We start from the raw sequence: 24,797 nt of genomic DNA, 5'->3' as shown, positions 1-24,797 counted from the left end.
GGCGGTATTTTTATCCAGCTTGGTGGCCAGATCGAGTAAAAATTTATCACCGGTGCGGTTGTAAAGCCAGTACACACTCGTAATGTTATCGCCACCGCGGCTGTTCTCCCAGTAATCCTCCAATAACTTATCATCAGGCAGGGATAACTGATACTTAAAGTATTTGGTCATGAAGGGAATAACGCGCGGATCTTTACTGTACTCGTAATACGACTGCAGGCACCAAAGCATAGGCATATTGGTCCAAAGATCGCGATTGCCTTTACGCTCAACTGCCGGGCCAAAGTCGCCGTTATCCCGCTGATTATTTAGCACGGCATCAATCCAGAACTTGGCTTCGGCAATCATCTTTTTATCGCCAAGCATATAGCCAATGTTGGCATATCCTTTAAGCCAGTAAGGCAGCTCTTCCCAGCCGTATTCGCCTTTACCCTCTTTATTAAGCCATGCATTGTTAGTTTTTGACAGCCAGATACTTATTTCTCCAAGGTTGCCGGTAAGTCCGTCGCGCTGTAGTTCCAATGCTTTTTTAAGCCAGCCACCCGCTTTAATACTACCTACCGGCAGCTTAACAAAGTAGGCTTTTTGCAATGGTGCACGGTTACTTACATAATTGGCATTTATTTGACCATTATCTATCTTTTTAAGCGCAATGGCTTTAATAGCCTGAGCCGATGATGTTTCCATCCCGGCCCAGTTTAGTATCATTGATAAACAAACCAGCTTACCAATCTTGTTTAAATAGTTCATTCAGCAGTGTTTATTTTACTAACGCCGGATCATATAGTTTTACATGTTCCTGATGCAATTTTTCTACCGGCATTTTTATAAATTTTCGGTCGTAAGTTATAAAACCATTTACCTCACCCTCCACATCTGTAGTTTGCGTATATACAGCAGCCGAAAGGCCTTGCCTGATCAGCTCCTGCAACCTGTTGGTAAAGGTGATGTATTTTTTCAGGACATCATCGCCGTTCTTAAAATTCTGGTAACCCCAGTTTTTATTGGCCTGCCAGATGTGGCCTTCAACCGGCCAGCCTAAGCCGCCAAATTCGCCCAGCACTACTGCCATGTTTTTTCCAAAAATATCCGGTCGCGGCATGGCAGGGTTTGGGTAATTGTGCAGGTCAACAATATGGCCTGTTGTATAAAAATTACCTCCGCTGGCGCTGTTAACCAACCGTGACGGATCATTTTTTATGGTCCACTCAGATATCTCAACGGTTTTGAACTGGCCCCATGCTTCATTAAACGGCGTCCATACCACAATACACGGATAGTTGTGCAGGGCTTTCATAATAGCCGCCCACTCTTTACGATAATATCCCTCAGATTCGGGCGTGCGTGCCTGATCTGTGGCCTTGTCCAATACACCGGGGCGGTTCTCCCAACCGTTGCCCAGGTCACCACTTGGCATATCCTGCCAAAGCAGCATGCCGTTTTTATCGCAATAAGTATAATAACGGGCCGGTTCAACTTTAATGTGCTTACGGATCATATTAAAACCCATAGCTTTTAGCTTGTCAATATCATATATCATGGCCTCTTCGGTAGGCGGCGTGTACAAACCATCGGGCCACCAACCCTGATCAAGCGGGCCATATTGAAATACGAATTTGTTATTAAGCAGCATCCGCTGAATACCGTTAGCATCAGGCCCAAGCGATATTTTCCGCATAGCGAAATAGCTTTTTACCTCATCAACCGGTTTGTTATTACGGATAACGGTTACTTTAAGATCGTACAAAAAAGGGTCGGTTGTTGACCATAGTTTCTGATCTTTAATGTTTAATACTGCGGTTGCATTGGCGTCAACCGTTTTATCATCAACCACCGTTTTGCCATCAAATGCTGTTATTTTTAATTTGTCGCCGGGTTGGCTGTTAGCAACTTCTGCAGATATGATGAGCGTTTTATCATCAATGTTTGGTGTTTGTTTGGTAGCCTGTATATAGGTTTTGGCCACACCTTCCAGCCAAACGGTTTGCCATATACCGGTTACCGGCGTATACCATATGCCTTCGGGCTTTTTAACTTGTTTACCACGTGGCTGCGGGCCATCATCTGTAGGGTCCCAAACACTTACCTTAATTTCCTGTTTACTTCCGCTTTTTAAATAAGGGGTGATATTGAATGAAAACGGGTCAAAGCCACCTTCGTGGGTGCCTGCGCTTTTACCATTCACAAAAATTTCGGTACGCCAGTCTACCGCGCCAAAGTGCAGCAGCACATTTTTCCCTTTAAGGTCTTTGCTGAGCGTAATATCTGTCCTGTACCATAACATGCTATCCTTTCCAACGGTTTTACCTACGCCGGAGATTGCCGACTCGACAGCGAATGGCACTAATATCTTTCCGGAATAAGCCGCCGGTTCTTTTTGTGTTTTAGGAACAATAGCATAGTTCCATAAGCCATTCAAATTTTGCCAGCTTCCTCTAACCATTTGAGGGCGGGGATATTCGGGCAGGGGAGCTTTAGGGTTAACCTTTTCGGCCCAGGGCGTGGTAATTCTGTTTTTAATTAAATGCCATTCGCTTTGCTGCGCAACGGCATGGAAGTACGTGGAAATTAATAGAGACAAGCAGAGTGTAACTTTCTTCATTATAGATTAATAGCGGTAAATGTGTTAATGCTTTCTTGAAAGCAAATTAAAAGGCCGCTTTGGGTAAGAGCGGCCTTTGGAAATTTAAAAAGTGACTTTGGTAACAGGTGTAAATATCATATCCTCTACTCCGGCTATCTTGATACCTACACGTGCAAAAACATAGTTTTGCGTGGGTACCAATGCCGGGATAGTAACGTTCATGCTGATATTATTTAAGCTGGTGATAGCAGAGCCGGCCAGATCTGTACGGGCAATATTATTATCACTGTTGCCCGATACAAATTGGGTCTTATTAATAAACAGGCTTACGCTTTCTATATCTTTTGCGTTACTGTCAGTGATTATCTTTTCAATATTAAAAGTGGTGTTAACCTTGCCCGCGGCAGCGGTAAATGTTGCCTGCCTGATCATATAAAAAGGCGTTACTTCGATGTCCAGTGTCTGGCTGCCGCTCATGGTGATGGCAAGCGTGTCCCGCTTTCCGCCGGCCAGCTCTTTCCATAAAAAAGGCCCCTGGTTGGCAGCAATGGTAAATTTATAGTTGCCGTTAAAAAGCAATGTTGAGTAGGCTCCATCCTGGTCAAAAGTTCCGTTTATTGCCCCTGTTTTACCAAAGCCAGGTTGGTATAACTGAAAAGGCACCTGGTTATATTCTACGTTTACATGCTCCCCCTGATAAATAAGATGACCGCTAAGGGTTGCTGAAGGCGCATCGTAATTATCTTTTTTACAACCTGTAGTTGCAAGCAGGAGGGCGATGATTATATGATGAAATTTTATTTTCATGATCTTAAGTTGAAAAATGACTATTGATTTGGTTGTCTTACAATTTTAGGATTAGCCGATAATATATCATCACTAATTTGTGAATAATAATTACCCAGCTGGAACCTGTTGGCGCCGGTAACCGGGCTTGGTTTAACCTCTTTAAATAACCATTTGCCATTGTTTATGTTACCAGGGTTATAGTATTTATAAGGCCATAAGCCAAAGGGTTGCGTGTTGCGTTTCCTGGCATTGCCAATATTACTAACCAAATCGGCAACTGTCATCTGGTTACCATCCCATACTACAGTGGCCAATCTCCAGCGCTTCATATCAAACAGGGTATGGCCTTCAAATACAAGTTCAACACGGCGCTCATGCACTATCCTGTCAAAAGTGATATCACCGACTGTAAGCGGAACGGTTAAACCGGCCCTTGACCTTACCTGGTTAAGATAACCTGCTGCAACTGCTGGCTGGCCAAGTTCAAAAGCGGCTTCGGCGGCATTCAGCAGTACTTCTGCGTAGCGGTAGCGGATAAAATTGATATCACTACCACGCCCGCGACGCCCAGACCCTACGGTTGGATCAAGGTACTTGCGGATGTAAAAACCGGTTTGCGTACGGAATTCAGCTCCGTTAACCGGCCCGTCCTTACCTACCACCTGCACCCTGCCAAGGCCCGGAACATCCTGCGGCAAAGTAGCATCTCCACTGGTAATGATGGTGCCATTGCCTAACTGATATCCTGCAAATACCTCCGTACGTTTACCTTTAAATAAACCGTTTGGTAACAGCACTGTACCGGCAAGCCTTGCATCCCTGCCGGCAAAAATATCCAGCTGGTCTGTATAAAATATAGGATTGCCTGCTGCATCATTAGTTGCAAGCGGGGCGTAGGTATTATCGAGTTTTTCAAATGCCTCTACCAGGTTAAGCGAAGGGTTTAAACGGCCGGCATCCAATCCTTCGTCAGATATTGAATAAGGCTGGTCATTTGTTGTAAAACCATGTGTTTTACCTCCATTCGCTTTAAAATCTTCAACAAATATTGACTCTGAACTATTCTTGTCCAGAAAAAGGTTTGCAAAGTTATCACTCAGATCGGGCAGCTGCCTGTATAAGGAATAACTGCCTGCTGTACCGGTTATTATAGCCTGTGCTGCAGCTAATGCTTTGGTATAATAGCCGTTGGCCATAGATGAGGGTATACCTACTTCGCCACCAGACAAAGCTACCTGAGGGGTTGTTACGCCATATTTGGCAATTGAACCCGCGTATAATGCAGCCCTTGCTTCCATTGCCAGCACGGCACCCGGGGTTGCCCTTGATTTGTCTGTCAAACCTACAGAGAGCAGGCCTTTTATAGCTTCTGCCTCGCTTATTATAAAGTCATATATATCTGATTCCTTAGCACGTGGAACTTGTAATACGCTTACGTTACCAGAAAAATCATAATCAAGCGGCTCGGTAATAAGTGGTACGCCACCCATTCTTTTTACCAGTTCAAAATAGTAATTGGCACGTAAAAACCTTCCCTCGGCAATAAACCTGTTTTTATCTGCGTCGGTAAGTTCGGTGGCGGCAGTAGCGCGCTGAATAAAAAGGTTAAGCTCGCGGATATAGGTATAATCCCAGATGGCCCACTCATTGTAGCCCCAACCTGTTCTTTGTACCAGAAAGTAGCTTCCGTTCTCTGATGGAAAAGCTTCGCTGAAATCAGCAAAAGTGCGCCATCCGGGTTCATTGGTAAAACCATCCAGACTTGAAAAATCTCTTTGCCTGTTATACAGATCGCCCAGGATAGACAGTACGAGGTTAGGATCTGAAAAAGCAACTTCGGCAGTAATCACCTGCTTAGGCGGCACATCTAAAAAATCACTGTCTTTTTTGCAGGATACTGTAATTAACAGGGCTGCATATATAGTTATAAAGGATATTTTTTTCATTTGGTTTAAACTTAAGGGATTAATTAAAAAGTTAAATTAACACCGAAGTTGAGTACTTTACTTTGAGGGAACTGAAGCCCGTTATCGTCTGTTGTTTCCGGATCGACCCCGTATTGTTTCAGATTATCAAATGAGAACATATTGTACCCGTTAATATATACTCTTGCTTTCCTGATCTTTGCTTTTGCGAGTAAGCCCGTAGGTAAAGTGTAACCAAGCTCAATGGTCCTTGCCCTCAGATATTTTACGCCATGAAGCCAAAACGTTGAATTACGTTGCCCGTTAAGCTCATAGTCGCTGTGGGTAAAACTCGGATTTACCCTGTTTGCCGGATATTTACCCGGGATCCAGGTACTGTTCACATCGTACGGATCGGTACGGTGCCATCTGTCCTCAAAAATTGTATTTAAGTTCCCATTATTTTGGAAGGCCCACCTGGTTTCCCAATTTTGGAACCACGTAAATCCGGCGCCACCTGAAAAGTCTGCATGGAAGTCGAAACCTTTATAGGCCGCACCTAATGTAAACCCAAAGTTGATATTAGGCTGCCTGCCATATCCAAAGCCGATAGGGCGTTCATCATACTGGTCAATTTTACCGTCACCGTTCTGATCTTTGTATATCAGGTCACCCGGTATGAGTGTACGGTTACCTCTCCCGTCATTATTGACCGTATAATTATTGATCTGCTCCTGGGATGTGAACTGGCCCGTAACTTCGTATCCCCAGTCAATATTCGCATACCTGTTAACAGTAGAGTTACGGTATTGATCAAGAGAGTTGTTAAACAGCGGTTTGTAACTCTCCAGGTTCTTTTGGCGGCTATAGGAGAAGTTACCCCCAACATTATAGCTAACATCACCAATCTTGCTATTATAACTTAAAGAAAACTCGGCACCGTACTGGGCATCACTTCTCAGGTTTTCAAGCGGCAGCAGGTAGCCTACCTCAAGCGGTAAAACAACATCGCTCTTTCTATCAAGCAACCCGCTTCGCTTTCTGTAAAAGTAATCTACCGTACCGCTTAGTTTATTATTAAGGAGGGTAAAGTCCATACCAATGTCTGTGATCTTGCTTTTAAGCCAGGATATATTTGTGGTTACCAAACCTTTATCTGCCGATGTAACCAATGCATTCCCACCAATTATAGCGGTACCGGTATTGTAGTTATAGCCCGGCAGGTAAGCATAAGGTGTTACAATAGGGTTTGCTGAATTACCAGGATCGCGGTCATCACCGAGTACGGCATATGAAGCACGGATCTTCAAATCATTAAGGAAACTGTTATCACCCAACAGTTTTTTAATAAAACCTTCCTGCGTGATTCTCCAGCCTACAGAAACACCAGGGAAATAACCAACCCGTTTATCCGGAGCAAACAGATAAGAAGCATCGCGCCTTGCAGAAGCTTCCAGGTAGTATTTATTATCGTAGTTATAGTTTAAACGACCAATATAACCTATACGGGTTTCTTTGTTATCGCTGTCCTGATACTGATCTGCCGTTGGGAAATAAATAAGCGGCAGGTTGTTAGACACTGGCGATGCATGTATCCAGTTCCTTAAATGTTGTAGCTCTATCCGTTCAGAAACAAGTGTAGCGCCAATAGTATTTTTCCCAAATGTGTTGTTATAATTTATCTGCAACTGCTGGGTTTTGGCAAACTCTTTCCGCTGTTCACGTTCCCTCCATGGGTTTGTACTACCACCTGTTACGTCATAAGTATTAGTTGCCGGCCTGTAGGTATAGGCATTATAGGTGTATTCCTGATTATTCAACAGATAATCAGCCACATAGTAAGAATATAAACCTTTAACGGTTAAACCCTTCACTCCCGGTATCTGGTACTCGGCACCAAAATTAGTTTGTAATACCCGCCAGTCGCTATGGAAAACACCCGAAAGCTTCTTATTCAGAAATGCATAGTTAGATTCTGTATGACCGATATCATTAAGATACTCGGGGTTATCATTCGCATATGGGCGTTCTAACGGGGTATTTCTTAAAACCGCAAACTTGGCCAATCCATAGTCGTCAAGGCCCGGTACACCGGGGTTTTCGCGCGTTTCTATACGACCGTTTATGTTTAAGTTAACCTTTAAGCCGTTAGCAACTTTTACAGAAACATTTGACTGTATGTTTGAGCGGTTAAATAAATATTCTTTACCCAATTGCGAGCTTTGGTGCAAATTGGTAGCTGATACATAGTAATTAACCCTTTCTGTTGCGCCGGTAAAATTGGCATTGACAGAGTTGAGCGGCGCATTGTTATTTTCTTTGAGGATATAGTCGCGCCAGTTAAAACTGCGGTATGCAGGATCGGTACCAGCTTTGTATTTTTCAAGTTCGGCTGGTGTTATTGAGGTAGATCCATTACTGTTAACCTGCGCTTCTGCCAGGTACCGCATATAATCATAAGCGTTGGTGGTAACGTTAGGGAACCGGTAAAAATTCTGATAGCCGGTATATGCATCAATATTGATACGGGCATCTCCGCTACCTTTTTTTGTTGTTACTACCACAACGCCGTTTGCTGCCCGGACACCATAAATAGCCGCCGAACCATCTTTTAGTACCGAGATACTTTCTACATCGTTTGGTGAAAGGTTATTGAACTGGCCTTCATCCTGTTGTATCCCATCAATTACATATAGAGGAGAACCCATGTTTCTGATCTGCAAACTGGCAGTTGCGCCCGGCCTTCCTTCAGATTGCCTGAAAGTAACACCGGGAATTTTGCCGGCCAAACTCGTACTTACAGTAGAACCCGCGTGCACGCGGTCAATGTCTTTACTGGTAACGCTTGAAATGGAACCGGTTATCGATTCCCTTTTTTGCGTACCAAACCCGGTTACTACAACTTCCTGCAGGGAGGTGTTATTGGCCTTAAGCCGGATGTTGAAGGTTGTTTGCCCGTTCAATGGAACTTCCTGACTTGCAAAACCAATGTAGCTGAATACCAGTACGCTATTGGCATCCGGGGCTGTAAGGCTAAATTTGCCGTTCACATCTGTTGTGGTGCCGGTCTGCGTTCCACGGAACTTGACTGCTACCCCTGTAAGTACAGCACCTGTAGAATCGATTACAGTGCCGCTTATTTTTATCTGGCCCTGGGCGAATACCCTGTCTGATAAAAACATACAAATGATAACGGTACAAATAATAAATACTGATTTGGGGTACAGCCAGTGTGAACGAACATAACCCTCCTGTCTGAGCAGTAAAGATTTTCTCATAAATAAATTTATTATTGGTTAAATAAGTTTTAAGCAGACGAGGATGTCAGCTTTAAACTTAAGTGTAAAGAAAAAGGATTTATTATCCAGTAATTAACCAAATCATATCAAAAATTAGTCAATATGTATCAATATGTTTTAAAACGAAAACCTCTAATTGGATTAAGTATATTTGTTTTAAGTCAACTAATTTGAAACCTATTTATCTACTTTATTATTTGTTATTAACGCTACCATTGCTGAGTAGCGGGCAAACCCATTACTTTAAGCACTACCAGGTAGAGCAGGGCCTGTCAAATAATACAGTTTACAGTTGCCTGCAGGATAAAAAGGGCTTTTTATGGCTGGGGACAAAAGATGGCCTTAATCGTTTTGATGGCTACACTTTTAAAATTTTCAGGCACAACCCCAGCGACAAAAAAACCCTTTCTAACAATATGGTGCACACCCTAAGCCTGGATAAAGACGGCAGTTTGTGGGTAGGCACCGACCAGGGGGTTGATCACTACAACCCCGAAACAGAAACCTTTACACATTTAAACATTGGCAATGATGGCGTTAGGTGCATCATTCAGGATAATTATGATAACTGCTGGTTTATATCCGGGCCGGCTTTAATGAAATACAATAAAAAAACAGCCAGGATCACCAATTACCGGCCCTATCAACACTTTGAAGCCACATCCCTGGCCTTTAATAATGGCGATCTGTGGCTGTCGACCACAGCAGGTACAATTGAGAAATTAAACCCGGCCAGCCGTACTTTCACCAGCTACAATGTGTTTAAAAATTCAAGGCGGGTTGCATCAAACTTTATTGAAAAGATCTGTTTTGCCGGCAACAATAAAATATTTGTAGGCACTACCAACCAGGGATTTAAAGAGTTTAACTGCGCTAATGGCACTTACCGCGATATGCTAACTTACAATGCCGATATGACCGAGGTATATGTGCGCGACTTTGTAAAATACAATGATAACGAGTATTGGATAGCAACTGAATCTGGCCTTTTTATGTATAATATAAGCAAAGGAACTTTCACCAATATCAAAAAGCATTATAACGATCCCTATTCGCTATCAGACAATGCCGTTTACATTCTTTATAAAGATATTGAAGGCGGAATATGGGCGGGCACTTATTTTGGCGGATTAAACTATTACCCAAAGCAATATTCATTATTTAATAAATACTACCCGGCAGAAAAAAATACTTTACAGGGCAACGTAGTGCGCGAAATATGTAAAGATATGTATGGTAACCTTTGGATGGGCACAGAAGATAACGGCTTGAACAAATTATCACCAGATAAGAGTACCTGGACACATTATTATCCCGGCGCATCAAAGGGCATATCAAATTCAAACATCCACGGCTTGTTAGCCGATGGCAATTACCTGTATATAGGGACGTTTGAGCGCGGCCTTAATGTTTTTAATATTAAAACCGGCAAAGTTGAACAGGTTTTTATAGCGGGTGCAGGTAAAAACGCATTAAAAAGTAACTTTATAATTGGTTTCCTTAAAACCCGGACAGGCGTTATCCTGGTTGCTACAACCCGTGGATTATATCGATATAACATCAGCAACAAGGATTTTACACTGATAGACAAGGTTCCACCCAATGATTTTTATTACTCAATGATGGAAGATCATAACGGTAAAATATGGCTCGGCACCGTTCGGGATGGTATTTACTGTTACGATATTAAGAATAACACCAGCAATAAGCTTCCTTATACTTATCATGTTAAAAACGCATTAAAAACGTCCATCGTTAATGGCGTATTTGAAGATAGTAATAATAACCTGTGGTTTGCAACAGAAGGTTTAGGCCTTTGGTACTATAATACAGATCATAAAACCTTCAAATATTACGATTCAAACAACGGGCTGCCCAGCAATTACACTTTTAAGATATTGGAGGATAGTAACAAAAACTTATGGGTGAGCACTACCCGCGGGCTTATTTCTTTAAACCTCAATAATAATGATATAAAGATTTACACCAAAGCCAATGGCTTACTTAGCGATCAATTCAACTATAACTCTGCCTTTAAAGATGCCGATGGGACTATGTATTTTGGATGCGTTAGGGGTATGATTAGCTTTAACCCGTCACTTTTCACAAAAAATGAATTTGTGGCGCCCGTTTATATCACCGGTTTCCAGGTACACAACCGTGAAATTTCAGTCAATGGAAAGGATTCATTACTTAAGAAGTCTATTATTTGCACCAAAAATATCAACCTTAATCACAACCAATCATCATTTAGTATTGATTTTGCCTCGTTAAGCTTTCCTTCGCCCGAAATGACGCAGTATAAGTACATAATGAAGGGGCTTGACAAAGGATGGACCATTCTTAAAACCAATCGTAAGGTTTATTTCACCCAGTTATCACCAGGGCATTATACCTTTATTGTAAAAGCAGCCAATAACAACGGAATCTGGACAAATAAAGAAACCACTATCGAGATAGAGATTGCACCACCTTTCTGGAAAAGCGTATGGGCATATATATTTTATACACTACTGCTGGCCGCTACCATTTATTACCTGCTATGGCGTTATCATACCAACATAAGGCAAAATAATGAACGCCTTATACAACTATTGGAAAATGACAAGGAGAAAGAACTATACAACGCAAAAATTGAGTTTTTTACAAACGTTGCACATGAAATAAGAACACCGCTTACCCTGATCAAGGCGCCAATGGAAAAGGTGATGAAAAAAGCTGATCATGTTCCGGAGATACAAGCCAATCTTAAAATAATGGAGCGTAATACCGACAGGCTGCTTGAGCTAACGAACCAACTGCTCGACTTTAGGAAGACTGAAACCAACGGCTTTAGTTTGAACTTTGTTAAGACAGATATTACTGAACTACTTACTGATACTTATTTGCAGTTTAAGACCATAGCCGAGCAAAAAAACCTAACCTATGAACTTAAACACCCCGGTCAAAACATCTATGCCTGTGTAGATATTGAAGCTTTTACCAAGATCATCAGTAACCTTATCAATAATGCTATAAAATATGCTTCTTCTATTATTGAAATTGAACTTATAGAGTATACAAAACACGATACCTTATTTACAATTGTTGTTAAAAACAATGGTTATCTCATCCCTCCAGAATTACGTGACAGAATATTTGAACCGTTTTTCAGGATGAAAGAATCAGAGAAGCAAACCGGCACCGGTATCGGTTTATCATTGTCGCGTTCGTTAACGGAGCTGCATAAAGGTTCACTTTTTTTAAATGATTCAGTTAATAATTTTAATATCTTCACTCTCACATTACCAATTCATCAGGAGAAAGAATTTGACTTTCATAACACATCTGATGATTATGAGCATCCTGGCATTATAAACCGAGAAGAAAACTTTGACTTTATGAAACCAATTATACTTTTGGTAGACGACAACCCCGAGATACTGGATTTTATTGCAAATGAACTGGCCGAAAAATATGCCGTTATTAAGGCGATGAACGGGCAGGAAGCACTTGATATGATAGATATAGAAAATATTCAGCTCATCATTTGCGATGTAATGATGCCTGTTGTTGACGGCTTTGAGCTTTGTAAGCGTGTTAAAACCAACTTTGACCATAGCCATATACCTATTATATTGTTAACAGCACGAAACACGCTGCAAAGTAAAATAGAGGGCTTGGAAGTGGGTGCCGATGCTTATATAGAAAAGCCTTTCTCGCCTGAGCATTTGCAAGTACAGATAGCAAACCTGCTCATCAATCGAAATAAAATAAAAGATTATTTTGCGAACTCGCCGCTGGCACACATCAAAACAATGGCTTATTCAAAGCCCGACGAAAGCTTTTTAGATAAACTGAATGCTGTTATTTACAGAAACATACAAGATGCGGATCTGGATGTTGAGCATATTGCTAATTTTATGAATATGAGCAAACCCACCTTGTATCGTAAGGTAAAGGCTATATCAAACCTCACTATAAACGAGCTGATCAACATAACACGCTTAAAAGCAGCCGCTAAATTACTGGAAGAAGGCGATTATAAAATTTACGAAGTAGCCAATATGGTGGGTTACAGTTCTCAATCACATCTGGGCCGCAATTTTTTAAAGCAGTTTGGCACCACTCCTACAGAGTACCAGCAAAGTAAACGCGCTAATAAAGTTAAGTCGTTTTAAACCTACTTACGTGTTTTAAGTTTGCTGAGTGCAAACCGGCCAATCCTCTCGCCTTCGTCAACACCGTTTACTATTGATGGCATGTAATGGATACCCCCGTAAAAGCGACTGATAGACGCCTCATTGGCCGCGGCTTTAAAGGATTTGAATTTCCGTGCCGGCAAATCAAATGCAACTTCGGTTGAATCGGTAAAGGAAAGGTTATCTCCAAACATATCACTAAGCACCACAGCCGATGCATTTGATACCACACTATGGCCGCTGGTATATTCGGGGAAGGGCGGTGTTTGTAATAATGGCACCCAGCTTTGATCAATATACTGGTTTATGTACGTCTCCGGCCTTATCACTTTGCTTTTATACTTCTCATCCCAGCAATTAATAAAGCTGTCAGCAATTACAACAGCCAGGCATGCGTAGGTTTCGGCTGTGCGCACATAATCTGCTTTTACCTTACGGCATACAAGGCCGGCTATATTTATCCAATGCCCCCCTGGCGAGATCTTTTTTATGGCATACATAGTGTGCCCGTTAGTGTTCACTTTAAAAGGATTATCATCCCAGTAAGTGGCTATCAGGGTCTGTTCGGGCGATAAACGCATTCCGGTATCTCTAACCGCCATAGCCAGCTTGTAAAAATAACTGTCAGGTTTTAAAGAAAAATCTACAGACTTTGCGGGCTTAAACTGCTGTGCCGAATCCAATAAAAAAGGCCGTATCTCGTTCCAGTGCGGCTCAACCCCTTTCATATACGCAGGCGGGGTGGGTTTCCAGGTGGCATCATCCGTCTGCACATCATATTTAGCTAAAGACCGGGTCTGCTTGTAATTGTCATTACCCGCCCACTTCAAGATCCTGGCTGCTATAAGTTTTCCATATTCAATTGAATTTAGGTAAACATCTTCAGGCATACCGGTTTCTTTAAACTCTTTCATCATTTCATCATGAAAATGTTCTATCCTCCCTTCAGACATCACCAGTATCTTACCAACTGTTAATATAGCGTGCGAGGCCGCCAATGCATAACAGTACTGCTTACCCGCTTCAGGTTTTGGCACTGAGTCTAACCCGTTGAGCTGGCCGGAAAGTGATATGTAATTTTTGCTGCCGTTAACGGCAGCTTCGTACCCCGCAACAGTAACATAGGCATAAATGCGGCTGGCTACCGGTGGCGAATAAATATCATGCAGCATAACATCAGTAACCTGCCTAACCGAGCGGTGGATAAAATTGGGGTTCCCGGCCATCTTTTCCCAATTGTTATTTGACCTGCACGATACAAACAATAATATCGCCAATATGGCAATGCTCGTTTTCTTCATAATAATATAAAAACAATTTACAGGTTTACAGCGCCGGATGCCGCTTATCAAAACTATAAGTAAATATATACTCTTAAAATATGATTATACTTTGCGATACATTTTGACTAACTTTTGAGAGCATTTGACGAATAGCATGTTTTAAAATACATTTTCTTTACAAGTAAATACCGAATATTTGTCGATGGGTAGAAGCTCGACCAAAGCATAAAACCAATTCTGATAACCGCCCGCGGCGCAAATATTTATCATGTTAATTAATAATTTTTAAATGTTAACCTGCATACAAAAACTGTATATCGTGCTGTTGGGTGTGGCGCTTTTTTCATTAGCAGCGTGCTTTAAGAAACAAGATACGCATACGCTTTTTAAATTATTGGATCCCTCCGAAACCGGCATCAATTTTAAAAACACTATTGTTGAAAGTGATAGCTTAAATATACTTAATCACCCTTATTTGTATAACGGAGCCGGCGTTGGCATTGGCGACTTTAACCACGATGGCCTGCCTGATGTTTATTTTGCAGGTAATATGGTGCCGGGTAAACTGTATTTAAATAAAGGGGCTTTAACTTTTAAAGATATTACCGCTACTGCAGGTGTTAATGGTGATGGCAGGTGGTGCACCGGCGTATCGGTAATAGACATCAATAACGATGGCTGGCTGGATATTTATGTTTGCGCTTCTTTTAAAAAAGATGCCGGGCAGCGTAAAAACTTGTTGTATATAAACCAGGGTATCAATAAAGATGGCATACCTACATTTAAAGAATCAGCCCGGTCATACGGCCTGCAGGACACAGGCTATAGCACGCAAGCCATATTCTTTGATTATAACCGCGACGGCTTTTTAGATATGTACCTGCTTACCAATGTGCTTGGTAAAACCACGCCGGTTGCCTATCGCCCTAAATTAACCGATGGCAGTGCCGAAAACAACGACCGCCTGTACCGCAACAATGGCAATGGCACCTTTACTAATGTGACCAAAGAAGCCGGTATTATACTGGAAGGTTTTGGCAACTCGGTATCGGTAGCCGATGTAAATAATGATGGCTGGCCGGATATTTATGTGGGTAACGACTTTATATCGAACGATGTGTTATACATCAATAATAAGAACGGAACATTTACCAATCGTTCTGCAGAGTACTTCAAGCACACCGGTTGGTCGGTAATGGGGGCAGATATGGTGGATATTAATAATGATGGCCTTGCCGACCTCGTCTCTCTTGAAATGTTGCCGGAAGAGAACCTGCGTAAAAAAACCATGCTGGTAGGCGATAATTATATTACCTACATCAATAACAACAAGTTTAACTATGACCATCAGTATATACGCAATGTGCTGCAATTAAACCAGGGTCAATTGTCGGCATCCGGGCATCCGCAATTTAGCGAAGTTGCTTACATGGCGGGCGTTTATCAAACCGATTGGAGCTGGACCCCATTAGTAACAGATTTTGATAACGACGGCTTTCGCGATATGGTAATCACTAACGGTTACCCACGAGACGTTACAGATCTTGACCATGCCCTTTACACAAATGACCAGGGGCGTACCGTTAAAGAAAACACAAACCTTGCCGCCGCAGACTCATTCCCCGTAGTTAAAACGGCTAGCTATGCTTTTAAAAATAAAGGCGGCTACACCTTTAACGACGAATCAAAAAACTGGGGAATTGTTAAGCCTACGTTTTCAACAGGAGGCGTTTATGCAGACCTGGATAATGACGGCGATATGGACCTGGTGATCAATAACATCAATGACGATGCCTTTATCTATGAAAATACATTAAACAGCAAAACCAAAGTAAACAGTGCCTATCATTATCTTGCTGTTAAGCTGGAGGGTGATGCTAAAAACACGGGTGGCATAGGGGCAACTATCCGTATCTATTATCAGGATAAGCAGCAATATTATGACCAGCAGCCCTGCCGCGGTTACATGAGCACTGTTGATGCCATGGCACATTTTGGCCTGGGTGCGGCCGGTTCAGTCGATTCGTTGCGCATTAGGTGGGCAGATGGTAAAAGCCAGTTATTAACCAATGTAAAAGCCAACCAGGTAATAACGCTTCAATATAAAAACAGTTCAGGTAATTATCCGCCGGGTATTCCTCAAATAGCCAGCCCTATTTTCCGGTCTGCTTTAAACCGGTTAGGTATCAGGTATGTTCACCAGGAAAAAGATGCCATAGACTACAATATACAACCCACATTGCCGCATAAACTAAGCCAATATGGCCCATGCATTGCCGTTGGCGATATTGACAATAATGGTTATGACGATTTTTATATAGGCGGGTCCGCAGGCATAAAAGGGGTATTTTTTATGCAGGATAAAAACGGCGGCTTTGCTATGGATAATAAGCGCTTTTTGAATGAGGATTATAAAGATGAAGAGGACATGGGCGCCATTTTATTTGATGCTAACGGCGATGGCTCGCTTGATCTGTATGTGGTTAGCGGCAGTTATGAATTTTCTAAAGGGCATACTACCGCGCAAGACCGTCTTTATATAAACAATGGCAAAGGGCAGTTTAAGCGCGATTATTTGGCAGTGCCGGTTGAGTATGATAACGGGTCATGTGTGCGGGCCGTTGATTTTGATGCCGATGGCGACCTGGACCTTTTTGTAGGCGGGCGTTCTGTTTCAGGCGCTTACCCTTCTTCGCCGCTAAGCCATATTTTCCAAAATAACGGTGGAAAATTTACGGATGTAACCGCCCAGCTTTGCCCGGATATTCTGCATGGTGGCATGATAACCGACGCCCTTTGGAGCGACTTTAATAAAGATGGCCGGCCTGATCTGGTTGTTGTAGGTGAATGGATGCCGGTTACTTTTTATAAAAACACCGGCAGTGGTTTTACCAAAATAAACAGCACAACCGGCATTGATACCCATGTTGGCTGGTGGAACAGCATTGTTGCAGGCGACTTTAATAATGATGGTAATATAGATTACATTGCCGGCAATCTTGGGCAAAATTCAAATTACAAAGCTTCTTTTACGCAACCAATGACAGTTTTGGGTAAGGATGTTGACGATAATGGCTCATTTGATGCCATGATATTCTGCTATATGAAAGCGGAAGATGGTTCGCAAAAGCCTTTCCCAATGCACACCCGTGACGATCTTATCAGTCAGCTCATTTCCATTCGCAAAAAATATCCCACTTACAGCGGCTTTGGCCGTGCTACCATGCAGGACCTTTGGAGCGATAAGGACAAAGAAAATGCCCTTATATTAAAAGCTACAGATATGAATACCAGTTTCATTGAAAACAAGGGTGACGATAAATTCAGCATATCGGCTATGCCATTAGCTGCACAAATGGCCCCGGTTTATGGTATGATAGCCAAAGACATTGACTTTGACGGCAACCTGGATTTGCTGATGACAGGTAACGATTATGGCATGGAACCGTTTACAGGCAGGCACGATGCCTTTATGGGCCTGTATTTAAAGGGCAATGGTAAAGGTAGCTTTAAAGAAATTTCAATGGCACAAAGCGGCTTATGTATAAACGGAGACGCTAAAGGACTGGCATCTGTACAATCGGCCAAAGGGAACGAGCTGTTTATTGCCACACAAAATCAGGATAGTTTGAAAGTTTACGAAAAAACCGGCAATGGGTCATCAAAATTTATCCGCTTAAAACCAGATGATTTTTATGCAGACATTATTTATAAGGATTCAGGCAAAAGAAGAATTGAGTTTTATTACGGCTCTACCTATCTTTCCCAGTCATCCCGCACATTACAGGTTGATCCCAAAATGTCAAAAATAATTATTACAGACTATAGTGGCCGAAAAAGGGAGATAAGAAACTAATCATTCATCTGTCAGCCATAAAGAAAGCTTGGCTGGGGTTCAGTATATTTGTTTTCGGGAAGGTCATTGCTTATGATCAACTTTGGTAGTTATACTATAAACGAATTATTACCTGCTTCTCTAATCTATAAATCATATGGACAAAGCCACGCACAACCAAATCTTTAAAGCTATAAAATTCAGCTTGATCAAAGTACTTGCTGTAAGCTTTTTATGCATATCATTAATTTTTGCAGCAACCGGATGCACCGCGCAGCCTACACCACAGCGTTCTCTGCTTGCGCTTTCAAAAAGTGATCATACCCTGGCCATTATTGACCCGGTTACGCTGAAGGTTCTCACAAGTATTCCGGTGGGTGACGATCCTCATGAGGTTATCGCATCGGCTGATGGGAAGACAGCCTATGTTTCAATCTATGGCGGTGGGAGCCTGCACGAGCTTAGTGTGATCGACCTCGTGGCACAAAAGCCCTTACCCGCTGTTGATACCAGGCCACTGATGGGCCCGCATGGGCTAACGTTTGCTAATGGTAAGGTGTGGTTCAGCGCAGAGGGCACTAAAGCCGTTGGCCGCTTTGACCCGGCAACAGGTAAATTAGACTGGGCCATGGGAACAGGCCAGGACAGAACGCATATGATTTATGTTACCAGCAATGGAAAAAAGGTTTACACCACAAACGTATCGGCAGGAACAGTGAGCATTTTGGTGGATAGTCTGCTCAAGCCCGCAGCCTCCCCAACGGGATTCATGCCTCCCGCACGCCAGGACTGGGTACAAACCGTTATCCCGGTGACTAAAGGTTCTGAGGGTTTTGATGTGTCTCCCGATGGCCGCGAATTATGGACCGCGGGTGCTGATGATGGAACCATCTCCATTATCGATATTGCTGCCAAAAAGGTAAGCGGTAAAATTGACGCGAAGGTTTTGGGGGCCAACCGGCTCAAGTTTACACCGGATGGCAAGCGTGTGCTGATTACGAGCCTGAGAACCGGCGATCTGTTCATTTATGATGCGGCATCACATAAGGAATTGAAGCGCCTAAATACCGGTCGCGGCGCGGCAGGTATCCTTGTAGACGATGACGGGTCACGCGCGTTTATTGGCTGCACCAGCGATAACTATGTGGCGGTGATAAACCTAAAGACATTAGAAGTGACCGGGCATATTGCTATCCGCGGGGCAGACGGTTTGGCCTGGGCCGTTCGACCTTAGTATTGCAATTTGCAAGAAATCAGAGAGGCCGTGCATGCCCGGATTGAAAGTTTTACAATTATCCATGTATATTTGACATAGCTGTTATTACCTGTTAAATGTGACAAATGTTTTTGGCCATTGATAAGCGCTGCCCATTCAAATATGTACGAAGTTATTACGCAATCATTACGAAGCCTTGTTGACTTTACCGATGAAGAGCTTTTTTTGTTTATGCAAAGGCTTAAGCCGGTAGCTTTAAAAAAACATTCTTTTTACCTGAAAAAAGGCCAGGTTTGTAAAGGTATGGCCATTATAAATAAAGGAGGATTAAGATATTTTTCGCGGAGCGAAAAGGGCGACCATACCATTGGCTTTGCTTTTGAAGGCGAATGGATTGGCGATTACGAAAGCTTTTTATTGCAGGCCCCATCGCCAGATTTTATTGAAGCCCTTGAAGATTGTGAACTATTTACCCTGAACTATGCCGATATGCAGGCTTTATACCAGCACAGCCAGCGCTTTGAAAAATTTGGACGCATTATTGCCGAAAGCCTTTTTATTAGTGCTGCAAAACAAAAGCGCAATTTAATGATGCAATCCGCCGAAGACCGATACCTTGAATTGTTAAGCACCCAGCCACATATATTTGAAAGATTGCCCCAACATTTAATTGCATCGTACTTAGGCATCCAGCCTCAAAGCCTCAGCCGTATCCGGGCTAAGCTTTTTAATTCCAAAAATTAACTTAGGTTAATAAAACCGTCTCTTTTTTTAACCCCGTACCATTTCATAGCTGTGTGGGCTTTCCTAATTTTATGCTGTGCATTTATCTGCATATCAGGCATAAGCAAACTAAATAATATGAGTACAGAACAGGTTTTTTCGGCAGTTAGTACAATGGCTGCTTTGCAATGGTTGTTATTAATAGTGCTTCCAAAATGGAAGGTTACGCATTGGTTAATTGATCATGCTGTTGTACCCCTGCTGTTATCATTGGTTTATTGTATTTACATCGCAGGTTTTTTCAAGGTAGATGGCGGGGGCTTTGGTTCCTTACAACAGGTGCGCATACTCTTTAGTAATGACAACCTGTTGCTTGCAGGTTGGGTGCATTACCTGGCCTTTGATTTGCTCATCGGCTTTACCATTATCAAGGCGGCCCAAACAAAGCTGATTTCGCATTGGCTGGTAATTCCCTGCCTGATACTCACATTTATGTTTGGGCCATGCGGCTATCTGCTTTATCAAATCATTATTAAAATTAAAACCACTAAATGAAAAGCTTATTCACACAGATCAGAAATATAAGTCCGGCGTTGTATTATTGCGGTTTAGCGCATTTTGCATTGTTTGTGTTGATGCTTATCATTTCTCAATTTGATCAGCGACAGCTGTTGGGGATCAATTTATGGACAAAGCCCATGAAGTTTGCCTTATCCATAGCTATTTACAGCTTAACGTGGCCCTTGTTTTTGCAATACCTCCCCTTTGAGCGGATCAAAAAACGGTTCATTAACTTTAGTGTATTTGCCCTCTCGTTTGAGATGGTTTGTATTGCTACACAGGCTGCAAGAGGGCAACTATCACACTTCAACAATGCCGGGCTTTATAACAGCCTGGTATTTAGTTTAATGGGGATAATTATCGTTTCACAAACACTATTTGCGCTTTACATTGGGTTCCTGTTTTTTAAAGTGAAAGCTGTGCAAATACCCGCTGCTTTATTGTGGGGTATCCGCTTAGGGATAATTATGGCCGGCATTTTTGCTTTTGAAGGCGGTATGATGGCTACCCGGCTGGCACATACCGTTGGCGCCAGCGACGGCGGGCAGGGGCTGCCCTTTTTTAACTGGAGCCGGATAGCCGGTGATTTACGGATAGCTCATTTTATGGGTTTACACGCTTTACAAATTGTACCCTTATTTGCATTTTTTACGGGGTTTAAAAATGCACGGGCGGTCATCATTTTTGCAGCAGCATATTTTGCACTGGTATCCCTGCTTTTGTACAACGCCATGCAGGGCAGGCCGTTGTTTTAAGGCATCAACCGATATTTTCAGGGCAATATTTTTTTCTCGCTAACCAGTTTGGAAGAGGCTGGTGATTGCGTTGACGTTAAATTGAAGCGCGTGCCGGCACTATCAGTAAGACAACGAGCAGCTCTACTACGTATTCTTATCATGAATTTCCTTTCCGGAAGAAATTATAATTAAAATGGGCTGTAGGGTCAGGGTAGAATCGTTTTTAAGTGTCTTAGGGTACCGAATTTTTATAACTTCATTTCAATTTTCAGCGAGCGACATTATACTCTTCCGATGGATATAAAAAAAAACTTAATTACTCCCGCCCTTTACTTTTTACTATTAATGGCCATTTTTCAAACGGCTGATGCACAAGGCAACCTCACGAAACTCATTAATATTGCTGAAGGAAAACCACAACGTATAGGCACTTTACTCGATAAGATAGCAAGCAAAGGAAATTTCTCTTTCGCTTATAATAACACTACTGTTCCGGCCGACAGCTTAGTAAGTGTTTCCGGTTACAGCGGTACCGTTTTTAGCATTCTTGAAAAAATTCTGGGTAATACTTACGAATATCAGGAGGTGCCTGGCTACGTTGTTCTCAGATACGCACCAGGCAGCCTGTATATTACTGCAGATATGGAACGGGGCCAGGGAAATCAGATCCTAATTAGAGGATACGTCCACAATGTTATTAATGATAAAGGAATTCCCAGGGCCAGTGTTTTTGAAAAGAACTTACTGGTATCAACACTTACTGATGACAGGGGATATTTTGAGTTGCGGGTAAAGAACTGGAATGGGCCCTTATTAATTAACGTTCGGAAGGAAAACTTTCGGGATACGTCTGTTCATTTGTTGGCGGATGTTGTAGTAACGGGAAAACAGGAAAAACCCGATTATAAATACTATCCCGATCAGGGTTCAGCTGGTGTTGAACGGAGCCGTTTTGCACGCTTTTTTCTCAGTTCTAAACAAATGATACAGGGTTTAAACCTGGGGAACTTTTTCACAGCAAGTCCCTATCAGGTATCTTTTACGCCGGGGCTAAGTTCACATGGTTTGTACAATAGTCAGATCATTGATCATTTTTCACTCAATCTGCTGGGCGGTTATACGGCCGGTATTGATGGTTTTGAGATGGGCGGACTGTTTAATATTAACCGCAAGAATGTGCAGTATTTTCAGGTGGCCGGTGTATTCAATTTTGTTGGCGGCAATGCAAAAGGCGTCCAGTTGGCTGGTTTGTACAATAAAGTTGTAAACAATGCCGGCGGCCTGCAGGCGGCCGGGCTGGTCAATAAAACACGAAACTTTACCAGCGGCATTCAATTGGCGGGCCTGGCCAATATTAACGGCAGGGCGAACGGGGCGCTACATGTGGCGGGTTTATTGAATATATATGATGAAGCAAAAGCCGTTACCATTGCCGGATTAGCGAATCTTGGGCATAACAATAGCCATGTGCAGGTTGCCGGTATTTTAAATAAAACCGGCGGCACCTCTGTTTTTCAGCTTTCAGGCTTTATGAACGTTGCCAAAAGGGTTAAAGGCATCCAGGTGGGGATGGTCAATATAGCTGATACCAGTGATTATGCGATAGGTATACTCAATTTCATCAAAAATGGCGAAAAAAGCATTGCTGTTAGTACAGACGAGACGATGTTTATGCAGGTGAATTTCCGTTCGGGAGGACGGATCTTATACACTGTGTTAGGTGCAGGTTACAAACCCGGAACTGAACGCATGAGATATCAATTAAATCTTGGCATTGGTGCGCACCTCATTGATCATCCCCGGTTTTATTTTAACACTGAATTTACCACAAGCATAATCACAGATTTCAAGGAAAACCATTATCAGATGAATTCATTGAAAGCCTTGCCCGGCATCAAGCTCAATAAACATATTAAACTGTTTGCAGGGCCGTCATTGAATATTTCGTCTGCTGAAGCAGGAACAGATATGCCATCTACCGGATGGATCATCAGGAAGTATGGTGGTAATACAAATGTTAATATCTTATCTGTCGGGTTATCAGGGGGCTTACAGTATGCCTGGTAGTGTTTAACCGGCAACAGTAATTCCTATTTACTTTAGTATCACCCCGCCATCTGTTTCATATACTTTCATTTCGGGCGTTGTTGCCTGTAATACTTTTAATACGTTACTTAAAGAATCCTCTAATTTGATAGTAACTGTAATTGGAGTATTCCATAACGCCTTATTGCGGATCTGAATATTGACGCCATATGCCTCGCTCAACACCTCAACCAGGCGCGAAAGTGGTGTATTGTTGGCGACAAATTTTTTAGTCCGGTAGTAATTATAAAGCTGATCATTACTGCCTTCAATTTTGAAGGTTTTATCCTCTGGCCGTATAACTACCTTTTGCAGTGCGTTTAACTCAACAGAAGCTTTATTCTTACTTACTTTAACAATGCCGCTTTCTACAATTACCTCGGTATTATGCTTCCCGGTTTTAACATTGAACGCAGTGCCAATATCTACAATCGTAATATCTTTGACCTGTACGTTAAAGGGTACGGCTTCATTATGTTTAACCTCAAAGAATGCCTCTCCCTTAAGCTGAACATCTCGCCGCGCGCTAAAATCAGCAGCATAAGCAATGCTTGAGTTCTTGTTAATATGAACAATTGATCCATCGGGCAGCGTATCTATCCGTACGGTATTTGTCGCCTTCAGGTTTACCCATTGGCCTGACAGAGCTTGGCGACCGTTATAAAAATAATACATCAACCAGCCTCCTCCAATTAAAAACAGAACAGCAGCAGCAGTTTGCAACCAACGGTAAGCAATACGATGTGTAACAGCTCTGACTTGGGCAGGTTGGTGTCCACTATCCGCCCGCAGCTTTTTAAACTTTGCCCAGGCTTCCGCTTCTCCTAAGGGGCTCTCCTGTGCAAGGCGCCGGCTTGTTTCTAAAATTATTTTAACATCCTCAAATTTTTTAGCGTTGGCATTGCTGGCGGTTATCCAGGCTTCTATTTCCTGTCCTTCGGCCACAGTTGCTTCACCAACCAGGTATTTGATTAGCCTATCTTCGCTCATTTTCTGTTTCATGACCTGAACAAATTATATAACATTAATACCATTAGTGGTAAAAACTCTTTCATCTCTTTTCGTAATATCCGCAACGCTTTACCCATATGGGTTTCTACAGTTTTAATTGAAATATTTAGCTGACTGGCAATCTCCTGATACTTTAATTCCTCAAAACGGCTTAAGTGAAAAATAGCCCGGCATTTTTCAGGCAGCTTATTCAGTGCCAATTGTAAGTGCTGTTCCAGTTCACTCAATTTTAATTTGCCGGCGGTATCATCAATATGGTTCTTCATGGAATAGGCAATTGAACTTTGATATTTTATTTGGACCTTTTGTCGCCTGAGATAATTCAGGCTGTCATGATAAACAGATTTGTAGAGATAGGATTTGATGGAGGTTTGTATATGTCTCCATTCATTCTTTTCCCAAAGCTTAAGGAATTGGCCCTGTACTAATTCTTCTGCAATATCCCAGTCCTTTACTACAGAAAATGCATAAGCATGAAGCTCCCTGAAATGTTTGGTGAACAATTGCTCAAAAAGATCCTCATTTTTATCGTACGGTTCAGCCGCGACATCATTTTTATCCATTATGGCTATCATCGGAAGGTTAAATT

General features: G+C 42.3%; 15 protein-coding genes. 7 read left to right on the top strand and 8 right to left on the bottom strand.

The genetic code is table 11. The annotated features are described in order from the left end of the window. From WC743_RS25550 to WC743_RS25530, 5 genes are all read right to left on the bottom strand, one after another. Nucleotides 1–750 (bottom strand): beta-L-arabinofuranosidase domain-containing protein (locus tag WC743_RS25550; RefSeq protein WP_373016389.1); only part of this gene is annotated, 750 nt, incomplete at its 3' end. Nucleotides 751–760: 10 nt separating this feature from the next. Further along, nucleotides 761–2,602, bottom strand: coding sequence for a glycoside hydrolase family 2 protein (locus WC743_RS25545; RefSeq protein WP_373016388.1), 1,842 nt, complete (start codon nucleotides 2,600–2,602; stop codon nucleotides 761–763). Between the two features lie 84 nt (nucleotides 2,603–2,686). After that, complete coding sequence (locus WC743_RS25540) at nucleotides 2,687–3,391, bottom strand: DUF3823 domain-containing protein (RefSeq protein WP_373016387.1); 705 nt, start codon at nucleotides 3,389–3,391, stop codon at nucleotides 2,687–2,689. A gap of 20 nt (nucleotides 3,392–3,411) precedes the next feature. Then, nucleotides 3,412–5,319 (bottom strand): RagB/SusD family nutrient uptake outer membrane protein, encoded by a 1,908-nt coding sequence (locus WC743_RS25535; RefSeq protein ID WP_373016386.1) that lies wholly within the window; start codon nucleotides 5,317–5,319, stop codon nucleotides 3,412–3,414. A gap of 23 nt (nucleotides 5,320–5,342) precedes the next feature. Next, nucleotides 5,343–8,555: a SusC/RagA family TonB-linked outer membrane protein gene (locus WC743_RS25530; protein WP_373016385.1), complete on the bottom strand. Its 3,213-nt coding sequence runs from the start codon at nucleotides 8,553–8,555 to the stop codon at nucleotides 5,343–5,345. A gap of 191 nt (nucleotides 8,556–8,746) precedes the next feature. Here WC743_RS25530 and WC743_RS25525 point away from each other — a divergent pair, with 191 nt between their 5' ends. After that, nucleotides 8,747–12,736 (top strand): two-component regulator propeller domain-containing protein, encoded by a 3,990-nt coding sequence (locus WC743_RS25525; RefSeq protein WP_373016384.1) that lies wholly within the window; start codon nucleotides 8,747–8,749, stop codon nucleotides 12,734–12,736. 2 nt (nucleotides 12,737–12,738) lie between these two features. On the opposite strand, the gene WC743_RS25520 is transcribed toward WC743_RS25525, so the two are convergent. Then, nucleotides 12,739–14,058, bottom strand: a complete 1,320-nt coding sequence (locus tag WC743_RS25520; RefSeq protein WP_373016383.1) for a vanadium-dependent haloperoxidase — start codon at nucleotides 14,056–14,058, stop codon at nucleotides 12,739–12,741. 271 nt (nucleotides 14,059–14,329) lie between these two features. On the opposite strand from WC743_RS25520, the gene WC743_RS25515 reads away from it, so the two are divergent. The 6 genes from WC743_RS25515 (at nucleotide 14,330) to WC743_RS25490 (ending at nucleotide 23,179) form a co-directional block, all read left to right on the top strand. After that, entirely contained in the window at nucleotides 14,330–17,896 is a 3,567-nt protein-coding gene (locus WC743_RS25515; protein WP_373016382.1) for a VCBS repeat-containing protein, read from the top strand. A 136-nt stretch (nucleotides 17,897–18,032) separates the two neighbouring features. Continuing rightward, nucleotides 18,033–19,109, top strand: a complete 1,077-nt coding sequence (locus WC743_RS25510; protein WP_373016381.1) for a YncE family protein — start codon at nucleotides 18,033–18,035, stop codon at nucleotides 19,107–19,109. 144 nt (nucleotides 19,110–19,253) lie between these two features. Continuing rightward, on the top strand, nucleotides 19,254–19,835 hold the full coding sequence (locus WC743_RS25505) for a Crp/Fnr family transcriptional regulator (protein ID WP_373016380.1): 582 nt from the start codon (nucleotides 19,254–19,256) through the stop codon (nucleotides 19,833–19,835). A 117-nt stretch (nucleotides 19,836–19,952) separates the two neighbouring features. Further along, nucleotides 19,953–20,369, top strand: a complete 417-nt coding sequence (locus WC743_RS25500; protein ID WP_373016379.1) for an ABA4-like family protein — start codon at nucleotides 19,953–19,955, stop codon at nucleotides 20,367–20,369. Then, nucleotides 20,366–21,130 (top strand): hypothetical protein, encoded by a 765-nt coding sequence (locus tag WC743_RS25495; protein WP_373016378.1) that lies wholly within the window; start codon nucleotides 20,366–20,368, stop codon nucleotides 21,128–21,130. Before WC743_RS25500 ends, WC743_RS25495 begins: the two co-directional genes overlap by 4 nt. Nucleotides 21,131–21,457: 327 nt before the next feature. Then, a complete protein-coding gene (locus WC743_RS25490) occupies nucleotides 21,458–23,179 on the top strand; it encodes a hypothetical protein (RefSeq protein WP_373016377.1) in 1,722 nt (573 codons plus the stop codon). A 27-nt stretch (nucleotides 23,180–23,206) separates the two neighbouring features. On the opposite strand, the gene WC743_RS25485 is transcribed toward WC743_RS25490, so the two are convergent. Both WC743_RS25485 and WC743_RS25480 read right to left on the bottom strand, forming a co-directional pair. Then, nucleotides 23,207–24,199, bottom strand: a complete 993-nt coding sequence (locus tag WC743_RS25485; protein WP_373016376.1) for a FecR domain-containing protein — start codon at nucleotides 24,197–24,199, stop codon at nucleotides 23,207–23,209. Next, on the bottom strand, nucleotides 24,196–24,771 hold the full coding sequence (locus WC743_RS25480) for an RNA polymerase sigma-70 factor (protein ID WP_373016375.1): 576 nt from the start codon (nucleotides 24,769–24,771) through the stop codon (nucleotides 24,196–24,198). The genes WC743_RS25485 and WC743_RS25480 overlap by 4 nt, the downstream gene beginning before the upstream one ends. Nucleotides 24,772–24,797 lie beyond the last annotated feature (26 nt).

The organism is Mucilaginibacter sp. (assembly GCF_041660805.1).
GTDB lineage: Bacteria > Bacteroidota > Bacteroidia > Sphingobacteriales > Sphingobacteriaceae > Mucilaginibacter.
This window is presented reverse-complemented; position numbering and strand designations above follow the sequence as displayed.